This window comes from Actinophytocola sp., assembly GCF_035762905.1.
In the GTDB taxonomy this organism is placed as follows: domain Bacteria; phylum Actinomycetota; class Actinomycetes; order Mycobacteriales; family Pseudonocardiaceae; genus DASYTH01.
On record NZ_DASUCC010000144.1, the window covers coordinates 133871 to 144570 of the forward strand.

Consider the following 10700-nt stretch of genomic DNA (forward strand, 5'->3'; position numbering starts at 1 on the left):
CCGTAGCCGGGGCCGAGCACCTAGGGTGGCAGGAAAGCGCTTACCTAGAAATGGCGGGGTGTCGATGAACCGACGGCCGATCGGGATCGTGCTTAATGGTGTGACCGGTCGGATGGGCTATCGCCAGCATCTGGTCCGGTCGTTGCTGGCCATCCGCACCGACGGTGGACTCCCGCTCGCCGACGGTAGCCGGCTGTGGCCGGAGCCGGTCCTGGTCGGGCGCAACGAGGCCAAGCTGACCGAGATCGCCGAGCGGCACGGGCTGTCCGACCTCAGCACCGACCTGCACGCCGCGCTGGCCCGCGACGACGTGGCGATCTACTTCGACGCCCAGGTGACCCAGCGCCGGGAGAAGGCCGTGGCCGCGGCCATCGAGGCGGGCAAACACGTCTACACCGAGAAGCCGCTGGCCGGTGACCTGGCCGGGGCGCTGGAGCTGACCCGGCTGGCCGAGGCGGCCGGGGTCCGGACCGGGGTGGTGGCCGACAAGCTGTACCTGCCCGGGCTGCGCAAGCTCAAGCGGTTGATCGACGCCGGCTTCTTCGGGCGGATCCTGTCCGTGCGCGGTGAGTTCGGCTACTGGGTCTACGAGGGGGACTGGCAGCCGGCGCAGCGGCCGTCCTGGAACTACCGCGCGGAGGACGGCGGCGGGATCGTGCTGGACATGCTGCCGCACTGGCAGTACCTGCTGGAGAACCTGTTCGGCCGGGTGCGCACCGTGCAGTGCCTGGCCGCCACGCACATCCCGCGCCGCTTCGACGAGTCCGGCGAGCCGTACCAGGCGACCGCCGACGACGCCGCGTACGCGATCTTCGAGCTGGACGGCGGCGTGGTCGCCCAGATCAACTCCTCGTGGGCGGTCCGGGTGTTCCGCGACGAGCTGGTCGAGTTCCAGGTCGATGGCACCGAGGGATCCGCGGTGGCGGGGCTGCGCCGCTGCCGGGCCCAGCACCGGGCGGTCACGCCGCGCTCGGTGTGGGACCCGGACCGGCCGGCGGCCGCCGACTCCCGCGGCGAGTGGTCCGAGGTGCCGGACAACCAGGAGTTCGACAACGGGTTCCGGGTGCAGTGGGAGCAGTTCCTGCGGCACGTCGTGGCCGACGAACCGTTCGGTTTGGACTTCGCGGCCGGCGCACGCGGTGTGCAGCTGGCCGAGCTTGGTATGCGGTCCGCACGTGAGGGCCGCAGGCTCGATGTTCCGGATGTGGGGGGTGGTGGGTAATGACCACGGTGATCTTGCCGGACGGAACGCGCTACACGGTGCGCGGCGGCGGCCGGTTCGAGCCGCCGCCCGGGCCGCCGCGCGGACGGATCGCCTACGCCGCGGCGCATGTGGTCGCCGACCCGGCCGCGGAGAACGTCCCGGGCGGCCGCGCGGTGCTGGACTGGGACGCCACCCTGGTCTTCCGCCGGCACCTGTGGCGGCACGGGCTCGGCGTGGCCGAGGCGATGGACACCGCCCAGCGCGGCATGGGACTGGACTACCCGACCGTGCGGGAGCTGGTGGTCCGGTCGGCGGCCGAGGCACGCGCGGTGGGCGGCAACATCGTGGCCGGGGTCGGCACCGACCAGCTGCCACCCGGGCCGGCGACCCTGCCCAAGATCGCCGACGCCTACCGCGAGCAGTTGGAGGACGTGCTGAGCGCGGGCGCGACCCCGGTGCTCATGTGCAGCCGGCACCTGGCCGCCGCGGCCACCCGGCCGGACGAGTACCTCTCCCTCTACGGCGACCTGATCTCGCAGGCGGACGGCAAGGTGCTGCTGCACTGGCTCGGCCCGCAGTTCGACCCGGCGCTGACCGGGTACTGGGGTTCGTCCGATGTGGACACTCAGGCGCACACGGTGCTGACGCTGATCAAGGAGTACGCCGACCGGATCGACGGGATCAAGCTGTCCCTGCTCGACGCCGGGTTCGAGGTCGCGCTGCGCAGGCGGTTACCGGCCGGAGTGCGGCTCTACACCGGCGACGACTTCCACTATCCGGAGCTGATCGGCGGGGACGAGCAGGGTCACTCCGACGCGCTGCTCGGCGTGTTCGCGGTGATCGCGCCGGCCGCCGCGAGCGCGTTGCTCGAGTTGGACCGCGGGCATCCGGACCGGTACCGGCAGATCATGGACGCCACGGTTCCGTTGGCGCGGCGGCTGTTCTGGCCGCCGACGCAGTACTACAAGACCGGCGTGGTGTTCCTGTCCTGGCTCGCCGGGCACCAGAAGGCGTTCGTGATGGTCGGCGGCCTGCAGTCGGCCCGGTCTCCGGCACACTGCGGGCGGCTGCTGCAACTGGCCGACGCCGCCGGGCTGCTGCCCGACGCCGAGTTGGCCGCCGACCGGGCGCGGTCCTTCTTCACCGTGGCCGGCGTTCCGCAATGAGCCTGGCGCGGTTCTCGTTCAACCAGGCGACCGCGAACAACTGGCCGTTGCCGGAGCTTGTCGACGGGTGCGCCGCGGCCGGGGTGCCGGCGGTCGGACTGTGGCGGGCACCGGTGCAGGAGTACGGCCTGGTCCGGACCGCCAAGCTGGTCCGCGACGCCGGCCTCGCGGTCAGTTCCCTGTGCCGGGGCGGGTTCTTCTGCGACGACGGCTGGCTGGACGACAACCGCCGCGCCGTGGACGAGGCCGCCGCGCTCGGCACCCCGGTGCTGGTGCTGGTGGTCGGCGGGCTCGGCACCCGCACCCTGGACGACGCCCGCGCGCAGGTGGCCGAGGCGATCGGCACCCTGGTTCCGCACGCCCGCGCCGCCGGGGTGCGGTTGGCCATCGAACCGATGCATCCCATGTACTGCGCCGATCGCGGCGTGGTGTCCACCCTGGCCGCCGCGCTCGACCTGGCCGCCGCGCACCCGCCCGCCGACGTCGGGGTCGTGATCGACACCTATCACGTCTGGTGGGACGAGCGGGTCTGGGAGCAGATCGCCCGGGCCGGCGCCGACGGGCGGATCGCCTGCTACCAGGTCGCCGACTGGATCACGCCGCTGCCGGCCGGGGTGCTGCTCGGCCGCGGCCTGCCCGGGGCCGGCAGCGTGGAGATCTCCCGCTACACCAAGGAGATCACCGCCGCCGGCTACACCGGGCCGATCGAGGTCGAGGTGTTCAACGCCGACCTGTGGGCCCGGCCCGGCCCGGACATCCTGCGCGACACCATCGCCGCCTACCTCAGCTGTACGTGATCCCGGGGATCCGACCGGCCCGGGTGAACCGCGAGCCGATCGTGCCGACCGCGACACCGTACTTCGAGCCCATGGCCTCGATGGTCTCGTCGCCGGTGCCGAGCGACAGCGCCACGTGGTTGTACTGGGCGCCGTTGTGGCCGGCCTCGCGGAACAGCAGCGCGCCGCGGATTCCGCCGGCCTCGTCCACGCCGCACTCCAGCCCGGCGGCGGCGACCGTGTCGATCTGGCTCACCGAGTAGCTGGGCAGCTCGATGCCGAGCTGTGCGCAGCTCCAGGAGATCAGCTCGGCGCAGTCGAACTCGTTCTCGTCGGGGTTGTTCTCGTCGGCGTCGGTGCCGAACACGTACCGGTCGTTGACCTGCTTGAGCGCGATGTCGACCAGCGCGTCGCCGGTGGGGCCCTCGGACGGGTCGTGCGCGGTGGGGTCTTCGGCCGGGGTGGAGAACAACGCGCCCCAGGTGTCGTTGTCGATCGAGCCGGTGATCGGCAGCCCGTACGCGGCCTGGAAGGCCTGGACCGCCTCTTCGGTCTTGCGCCCGTAGTCGCCGTCCGATCCGCCGGTCGAGTAGCCGAGCTCGGTCAGCCGGTCCTGCACGGTGCGCACGTGTTCGTTGCTGTCACCACGTTTGAGAAGGGTCTCGGACATGTGGCCAAAGTCGGACATTTTCCCGCGGTCCGGCAGGTCCGATCGCGCGGCTGTTGGGGCAGCGCCAATCTTCTACATAACCTTGACGCTTCCGAGACAACATGTAGAGAATGAGGCGTGGAGAACGTGTCGTTCGAGACGTGTCCCGAGCAGTACCGGCACTGGACGGTGCGGGTGGCGGGGGAGATCGCCTGGCTGGTGCTCGACGTCGACGAGGGCGGTGGGCTGGTTCCGGGATACGAGCTGAAGCTGAACTCCTACGACCTCGGGGTGGACATCGAGCTGTACGACGCGACCCAGCGGCTGCGGTTCGAGCACCCCGAGGTGCGAGCCGTGGTGGTGACCAGCGGCAAGGACAAGGTGTTCTCGGCCGGAGCCAACATCCGGATGCTGGCGGCCGCGCCGCACCACTGGAAGGTCAACTTCTGCAAGTTCACCAATGAGACCCGCAACGCCATGGAGGACGCCAGCGCGCACTCGGGACAGGTGTACCTGGCGGCCGTGAACGGGTCGTGTGCCGGCGGCGGCTACGAGATCGCCCTGGCCTGCGAGCGGATCCTGCTGGTCGACGACAACTCCTCGACCGTGTCGCTGCCCGAGGTGCCGCTGCTCGGCGTGCTGCCCGGCACCGGCGGGCTGACCCGGCTGGTCGACAAGCGCGGTGTGCGCAAGGACCTGGCCGACGTGTTCGCCACCCGGCCGGACGGCATCAAGGGCCGCACCGCCGTGGATTGGCGGCTGGTCGACGAGTTGGCCGCGCCGCGGCGGTTCGAGGAGACCGTCCGGGAGCGGGCCACCGAGCTGGCCGCCGGGTCCAGTCGGCCGCGGGACGCCCGCGGCGTGCGGCTCACCCCGCTGCGCCGGGACACCTACGTCATCGCCGAGCCGGACTCCGGCGGCGGCATCGTCACGATCACCGTGCGGGCGCCCGCCGAACCCGCGCCGGACACCATCGCCGGTCAGGACGCGGAGTTCTGGCCGCTGGCGCTCACCCGCGAGCTGGACGACCTGATCCTTCGGCTGCGCACCAACGAGACCGCGCTGGGCACCTGGGTGATCAAGACCGAGGGCGACCCCGAGGTGGTGCTCGGCTACGAGCGCCTGCTGCTCGAACACCGGGACCACTGGCTGGCCAACGAGATCCTGCAGTACTACAAGCGCACGCTGAAGCGGCTGGACGTCACCAGCCGCAGCCTGATCGCGCTGATCGAGCCGGGATCCTGCTTCGCCGGCCTGCTGGCCGAGCTGGCCTTCGCCTGCGACCGGCAGTACATGCTCGACGATCAGGAGGTCGATCCGCCGGCCGCGGTGCACCTGACCGAGGCCAATTTCGGGCTGCTGCCCATGAGCAACGGCATCTCCCGGCTGCGGTCCCGGTTCCACGGCCAACCCGACGCGCTGGAGCTGTTGCGCGACAAGGAGATCGGGCGACCGCTCGGGCCGGCGGCGGCCCGCGACCTCGGGCTGGTCACCGACGCTCCGGATGACATCGACTGGGACGACGAGATCCGAATCGTGCTCGAGGGCCGCGCCGCGCTCAGCCCGGACGCGTGCACCGGGATGGAGGCCAACCACCGGTTCGTCGGACCGGAGACCATGGAGAGCAAGATATTCGGCCGGCTGTCCGCCTGGCAGAACTGGATTTTCCTGCGCCCCAACGCATCCGGCGAGGACGGGGCGTTGCGCAGGTATGGCACGGGACAGCGGCCGGTCTTCGACAGGGGACGGGTATGACCACCGGAATCAACTACGACGACAAGATCCCCAACAACGTGGACCTGACGTCCAACCGCCGGCTGCAGCGGGCGCTGGAGGGCTGGCAGCCGAAGTTCATGAACTGGTGGGGGGAGATGGGCCCGACGCTGGACACGCACGGCGTGTACCTGCGCACCGCGGTGAGCGTCGGCCGGGACGGCTGGGCGCACTTCGACCACGTGAACGTGCCGGACTACCGCTGGGGCATCTTCCTCGCCGAGCGCGACCCGGACCGCGTGATCGCCTTCGGGCAGCACAAGGGCGAGCCGGCCTGGCAGCAGGTGCCCGGTGAGTACCGCGCCGACCTGCAACGCCTGATCGTGATCCAGGGCGACACCGAACCGGCGTCGGTCGAGCAGCAGCGGCTGCTCGGCCTGACCGCGCCCAGCCTCTACGACCTGCGCAACCTGTTCCAGGTCAACGTGGAGGAGGGCCGGCACCTGTGGGCGATGGTGTACCTGCTGCACGCCTACTTCGGGCGCGAGGGCCGGGAGGAGGCCGAGGCGCTGCTGCTGCGCAACTCCGGCAGCCCGGACTCGCCGCGCATCCTCGGCGCGTTCAACGAGGAGACCGCGGACTGGTTGGCGTTCTTCATGTTCACCTATTTCACCGACCGGGACGGCAAGTACCAGCTCGGCACGCTGAAGGAGAGCGGGTTCGACCCACTGTCCCGCACCTGCGAGTTCATGCTCAAGGAAGAGGCGCACCACATGTTCGTCGGCACCACCGGCGTCGACCGGGTGGTGGAACGCAGCGCGCAGCTGATCCGTGAGCACGACACCTACGACATCGGGCCGCACGGCGGGATCCCGCTGGAGATCATCCAGAAGTACCTGAACTTCCACTACACGGTGTCGCTGGACCTGTTCGGCAGCGAGACCTCCACCAACGCGGCCAACTACTACACGGCCGGGCTGAAGGGCCGGTGGCAGGAGACCCGCCGCCGGGACGACCACCAGCTCACCGAGGACAGCATGCGGCTGGACCGCCCGACCGGTGCCGGCACCTGGGACAGCGAGGAGCTCTCCGCCCTGCTCGCGCTGAACCTGGACCTGCGCGGCGAGTACATCGCCGACTGCGAGACCGGAGTCAAGCGGTGGAACCGGATCCTGGCCGACCACGAGGTCGACTTCCAGCTGGCGTTGCCACATCCGGGCTTCAACCGCAAAGTCGGCGTAAGCTCCGGATTTCACATCACTCCGAACGGCACGATCGTGGACGAGCAGACCTGGGCGGCGGCCAGGAGCAAGTGGCTGCCGACGAGCGCGGACCTGACCTTCGTCCGCTCGCTCATGCAGCCGGTCTATGACCGGGGCCGGATCGCGAGCTGGCTCGCTCCGCCCCGCAACGGCATCAACGGCAAGCCGTTCGACTTCGAGTACGTCTACCTGAGCTGAGGGGCCATGGAGATCTTCAACGCGGCGGACTACCTGGTCGAACGGCACGTGCGGGCCGGGAACGGCGACCGCACGGCCGTGTTGAGTGGTGACCGGACCCTGACCTACCAGCAGCTCGCCGAGGAGGTGCACCGGGTGGCCGCCGGGTTCGGCTCCCTCGGCGTGCGGCCGGAGGAGCGGATCGTCTTCTGCATGGCCGACGGAATCGAGCTGCTGTCCGGGATCCTGGCCGCGATGCACATCGGCGCGGTGCCGGTCCCGGTCTCCACCATGGTGACCGGGGACGAGCTGGCCACGATGGTGGTCGACGCCCGGGCCCGGGTGTTGTGCGTGTCGGCGGAGTTCGCCGCCGCCGCGGCCGCCGCCCTGACCATGGCGCCGGAGGTGGTCCGGGTGGTGCTCGACGGCGAGGCCGATCTCGGCGTGCCGATCTGGTCCTGGGAGAACCTGTGCTCGGCCGGTGGACCCGACGACGGCTACTCCACCTGGCCCGACTCGCCGGCACTCTGGCTCTACACCTCGGGAACCACCGGGCGGCCCAAGGGCGCCATGCACCGGCACGCCAGCATCCGGGACGTGGCGCAGTGCTACGGCACCGGCGTGCTCGGCGTCACCCCGGAGGACCGCTGCCTGTCCGTGCCCAAGCTGTTCTTCGCCTACGGCCTGGGAAACTCGTGCTTCTTCCCACTTGCCGCCGGGGGAGCGACGGTGCTGCTGCGCGGCCGGCCGACCCCGCACGGGGTGGCCGAGCGGGTGCGCGCCGACGCGCCGACGCTGTTCTTCGCGGTGCCGACGTTCTACGCGGCACTGCTGAACAGTGACATCCCGGACGACACGTTCTCTTCGGTGCGCCAAGGGGTTTCGGCCGGTGAGCCGTTACCCGCCGTGCTGTGCAACCGGTTCCGCGAGCGGTTCGGGGTGGAGGTGCTGGACGGGCTTGGCTCGACCGAGGCGCTGCACATCTTCCTGTCCAACCGACCCGGGCAGGTGCGGCCGGGCAGCTCGGGCACCCCGGTTCCGGGCTACGACGTGGAGATCCGGGACGAGCACGGGGTGCCGGTGACGGCCACCGGCACCCCGGGTGAGCTGTACCTGCGCGGCCCGTCGATCGCCACCGGCTACTGGTGCCGCACCGAGACCACCAGGCGGATGTTCCTCGGCGAGTGGCTGCGCACCGGCGACAGCTACGTGCGCAACGAGGACGGCACCTACAGCTGTCTCGGCCGGTACAACGACATGCTGAAGGCGGGCGGCATCTGGGTCTCGCCGGCCGAGGTCGAGCAGCGGCTGCTGGAGCACCCGGCGGTGGCCGAGGCGGCGGTGGTCGCGGCGCCGGACGAGGTCGGCATCGACAAGCCGGTGGCCTGCGTGGTCCCGGTCGCCGGCACCGACGTCGATTCGGACGCGCTGATCCGCTGGTGCCGGGACGGTCTGGCTTCCTTCAAGCGCCCGCGCGCGATCATCCCGATGACCGAGCTGCCCAAGACCGCGACCGGCAAGATCCGCCGCAACGTCCTGCGCGACCAGGTCCACGACTCGCTGCGCACCGGGCCCGCCGCCGCGGAGCTGGTCTGATGCTCGGTGGCGTGCCGCTGGTCGACGCGCACGTGCACGCGGCCCGGCTGAGCACCCTGAAGCCGTCCTGGTCCGGCTGGGCCGAACAGTTCTCCGGCTCGCACGACTGGCGCTCCGCCTACGACGCGGCCGGCGACCCGGTCCCCGAACGCCTCGACGCCCTGTTCGCCGCCGAGGGTGTCGACCGCGTACTCCTGTTCTGCGAGTACAGCCCCCGCGCCACCGGCATCCAGCCCATCGAGCACAACCTCCCCATCGTCGACCACAACCCCACCCGGTTCCGCCTGGTCGCCAACGTCAACCCGCACCTGCACCATCCCCTGGCGTCCGAAGTGGAGCGCCAACTCGACCTCGGTGCCGTGGCCCTCAAACTCCACCCGGTGCACGCCGGCTTCCACCCCGCCGACCGCGAGCTCTACCCCGCCTACCAGATCTGCCGCGAACGCGGCCTCCCCGTGATCATCCACTCCGGCGGCTCCACCTTCCCTGGCGCCCGCGCCCGCCTCGGCCACCCCGACCTCATCCTCGATGTCCTCGAAGACTTCCCCGAGGTCCCCATCGTCCTGGCCCACGGCGGCCGCGGCGGCTGGTACGACAGCGCCGCGTTCCTGGCCCTCGCCCGCCCCAACGTGTGGCTCGACCTGGCCGGCCTCCCCCCGAAGAAACTCCCCGACTACTACGCCCGCTTCGACTTTCCCCGCCTCGCCACCAAAATGATCTTCGGCACCGACTGGCCCGGCACCCCCGGCCCCGCCCACAACGCCACCGCCCTCGCCGACCTCCCCCTCCCCACCGACGTCCTGCACGCGGTCCTGTCGGCCAACGCCGCCAAAGTCTTCCCCGGCCTGAACATCTGACCGGAGCCACCACCCCGAGCCCGGTTGGCCGGCGCCTGGCGGCGCCGGCCAACCGGGCTCGGCGGCACGCTGTCAACGCTCGAACTGACCCGCCTTGACCGTGGCCAGCAGACCGGATAGATCCACGGTCAGCATCGAGCCGCTGGGGTTCTTACTGTCCCGGATGGCGGTCAGGTCCGCCCTGACCTGTACACAGTCGCCGCTGTCGCCGCTGAAGCTCGACTTGCGCCAGTCCATGATCGCGCCTCCTTCAGGATCGACCGGAGCCTAGTCTGACTTTCAGCGGTGGAAAGGGCTATGTGATCTAGCCTGGTGAGTAGCTTCACGTACGGTTCCGCCTGGTCGTCGTGCAAGTAGACCCCGCCGCCGGCTACCTCGACGTTCACAACCGGGGTGGTGTGAGGGAACGTCATGTAGAGCCACGAATGGCTGATCAGTCCGACCGGTAGATGTTCGGGGACCACCCGGATCGAGATTCCGCGCTCCCGGGCGTTCAGGAGGTGTCTGATCTGCATCCGGTGCCCCTCGGGTCCGCCGAATGGTGTGCGCAGTGCGGTCTCGCTGATGTAGGCCCGGTAGTCCACCGTGCCGAGGATCTTCTGTCGCCTGCGCCTGGCCACCCAGCGCAACTCCGCGACCTCCTGCGGATGGTCCTGAGAGAGCATGAGCGCCATGGCGTAGTCCTCGGTTTGGAGCAGGCCCGGCACCAGCGACACCGCCCAATTGATGAGGCCGTTGGCGTCCGCTTCATAGCTGGCAAGCGTCCCCATCTCAGCGGGAACACCCGGTAGCGGACGGTCCCACCAGCCCGATGCGTTCTCTGCTCTGGCCTCCGCGAGGATCTCGTCGCGTTCGGCAGCGGGAATCCGGTAGGCGGTAACGATCATCGCCACGTCCTCGGTGCTGATGTGGCGTTGACCGTTCTCGATTCTCGACATTGTTGCGAGCCCCCACCCCAACACCTTCGCCGCCGCTTCCAGACTCAGATCCGTCCGTTCCCTGCGGATCGCGCGCAGCCGGGAACCAATGATCCGGTCCCGGGGCCTCGGCGGCTGACGCTTGTTCGGCACGCTCACTCCTTCCCACCCGTGGAAAGGCAAGCGCCTTCCAGAAAGGAAGCCTACCGTCCTAAGTGAATTGGAAGGCTCACCACCGATTAGCGAACCACCCCGACCGGTGATTTCCCGTGTCTACGAAAAGGCACCCATCATGACCGAACTCATTTGGCTAAAGTCCCCATGGGACCACAACATCCACGCCTTCCGCGAACTGGGCGAAGTCGCATCATCGGCCATCTGCA

At 70.0% G+C, this 10700-nt stretch carries 10 protein-coding genes; 7 read left to right on the forward strand and 3 right to left on the reverse strand.

The features are described 5' to 3' along the window. Positions 1 to 64: 64 nt before the first annotated feature. From VFV67_RS31075 to VFV67_RS31085, 3 genes are read left to right on the forward strand one after another with little or no spacing between them, the layout of a single operon-like run. On the forward strand, positions 65 to 1222 hold the full coding sequence (locus tag VFV67_RS31075; protein WP_326474249.1) for a Gfo/Idh/MocA family oxidoreductase: 1158 nt from the start codon (positions 65 to 67) through the stop codon (positions 1220 to 1222). Then, entirely contained in the window at positions 1222 to 2370 is a 1149-nt protein-coding gene (locus tag VFV67_RS31080) for a dihydrodipicolinate synthase family protein (protein ID WP_326474250.1), read from the forward strand. The genes VFV67_RS31075 and VFV67_RS31080 overlap by 1 nt, the downstream gene beginning before the upstream one ends. Positions 2371 to 2372: 2 nt before the next feature. Then, positions 2373 to 3167, forward strand: coding sequence for a sugar phosphate isomerase/epimerase family protein (locus VFV67_RS31085; protein ID WP_414636380.1), 795 nt, complete (start codon positions 2373 to 2375; stop codon positions 3165 to 3167). Here VFV67_RS31085 and VFV67_RS31090 read toward each other — a convergent pair. Beyond that, positions 3154 to 3816, reverse strand: coding sequence for a peptidoglycan-binding protein (locus VFV67_RS31090; RefSeq protein ID WP_326474252.1), 663 nt, complete (start codon positions 3814 to 3816; stop codon positions 3154 to 3156). The genes VFV67_RS31085 and VFV67_RS31090 overlap by 14 nt on opposite strands. 126 nt (positions 3817 to 3942) lie before the next feature. Between VFV67_RS31090 and boxC the strand changes: the two genes are divergently transcribed. Genes boxC through VFV67_RS31110 form a run of 4 tightly spaced genes read left to right on the forward strand, consistent with a single transcriptional unit; the run spans position 3943 to position 9400 of the window. After that, positions 3943 to 5550: a 2,3-epoxybenzoyl-CoA dihydrolase gene (gene boxC / locus VFV67_RS31095; RefSeq protein ID WP_414636381.1), complete on the forward strand. Its 1608-nt coding sequence runs from the start codon at positions 3943 to 3945 to the stop codon at positions 5548 to 5550. After that, positions 5547 to 6968, forward strand: coding sequence for a benzoyl-CoA 2,3-epoxidase subunit BoxB (gene boxB, locus VFV67_RS31100; RefSeq protein WP_326474254.1), 1422 nt, complete (start codon positions 5547 to 5549; stop codon positions 6966 to 6968). The genes boxC and boxB overlap by 4 nt, the downstream gene beginning before the upstream one ends. 6 nt (positions 6969 to 6974) lie before the next feature. After that, positions 6975 to 8543: a benzoate-CoA ligase family protein gene (locus VFV67_RS31105; RefSeq protein WP_326474255.1), complete on the forward strand. Its 1569-nt coding sequence runs from the start codon at positions 6975 to 6977 to the stop codon at positions 8541 to 8543. Further along, a complete protein-coding gene (locus VFV67_RS31110) occupies positions 8543 to 9400 on the forward strand; it encodes an amidohydrolase family protein (RefSeq protein WP_326474256.1) in 858 nt (285 codons plus the stop codon). Before VFV67_RS31105 ends, VFV67_RS31110 begins: the two co-directional genes overlap by 1 nt. A 72-nt stretch (positions 9401 to 9472) precedes the next feature. On the opposite strand, the gene VFV67_RS31115 is transcribed toward VFV67_RS31110, so the two are convergent. Both VFV67_RS31115 and VFV67_RS31120 read right to left on the reverse strand, forming a co-directional pair. Then, positions 9473 to 9637 carry a DUF397 domain-containing protein gene (locus tag VFV67_RS31115; RefSeq protein WP_326474257.1) on the reverse strand — a complete coding sequence of 55 codons (165 nt, stop codon included), beginning with the start codon at positions 9635 to 9637 and terminating at the stop codon, positions 9473 to 9475. Then, complete coding sequence (locus VFV67_RS31120; RefSeq protein WP_326474258.1) at positions 9571 to 10470, reverse strand: helix-turn-helix transcriptional regulator; 900 nt, start codon at positions 10468 to 10470, stop codon at positions 9571 to 9573. The genes VFV67_RS31115 and VFV67_RS31120 overlap by 67 nt, the downstream gene beginning before the upstream one ends. Positions 10471 to 10700: the final 230 nt, after the last annotated feature.

What these genes read in the sequence shown, in the direction of transcription:
- VFV67_RS31115 (WP_326474257.1), bottom strand. Translation starts at nt 9,637, where the DNA reads ATGGACTGGCGCAAGTCGAGCTTCAGCGGCGACAGCGGCGACTGTGTA.
- VFV67_RS31080 (WP_326474250.1), top strand. Translation starts at nt 1,222, where the DNA reads ATGACCACGGTGATCTTGCCGGACGGAACGCGCTACACGGTGCGCGGC.
- VFV67_RS31110 (WP_326474256.1), top strand. Translation starts at nt 8,543, where the DNA reads ATGCTCGGTGGCGTGCCGCTGGTCGACGCGCACGTGCACGCGGCCCGG.
- VFV67_RS31075 (WP_326474249.1), top strand. Translation starts at nt 65, where the DNA reads ATGAACCGACGGCCGATCGGGATCGTGCTTAATGGTGTGACCGGTCGG.
- VFV67_RS31090 (WP_326474252.1), bottom strand. Translation starts at nt 3,816, where the DNA reads ATGTCCGAGACCCTTCTCAAACGTGGTGACAGCAACGAACACGTGCGC.
- boxB (WP_326474254.1), top strand. Translation starts at nt 5,547, where the DNA reads ATGACCACCGGAATCAACTACGACGACAAGATCCCCAACAACGTGGAC.
- VFV67_RS31105 (WP_326474255.1), top strand. Translation starts at nt 6,975, where the DNA reads ATGGAGATCTTCAACGCGGCGGACTACCTGGTCGAACGGCACGTGCGG.